Genomic DNA, 242 nt, shown 5'->3' on the forward strand with positions numbered 1-242 from the left:
TTGCTGATTCAGCAAGCGGGGTATCAATGACCCGCTGTTCCCCGAATTGTTCGTATAAACCAGATGTCGCTTTAAAAACGCCGCCTTTTTTCCCTACGTCCTCCCCTAAGACAAATACACGGGAATCACGTTCCATTTCTTCTCGCATAGCCATTATAACGGCATCTATATAAGATATCACTGCCATCTTCTTTCCTCCTTACTTATCTGCATAAACGTATTTTGAAAGCGTGTCTTCATTT

The 242-nt window shown here is 42.6% G+C and carries 1 pseudogene; it reads right to left on the reverse strand.

From position 1 onward, the window contains the following. Positions 1-187 (reverse strand): annotated as a pseudogene (locus tag SB773_RS34175) (alpha-ketoacid dehydrogenase subunit beta); the annotation flags it as partial. Positions 188-242 lie beyond the last annotated feature (55 nt).

The organism is Bacillus sp. SIMBA_074 (assembly GCF_046534555.1).
GTDB classification, from domain to species: Bacteria; Bacillota; Bacilli; order Bacillales; family Bacillaceae_G; genus Bacillus_A; species Bacillus_A mycoides.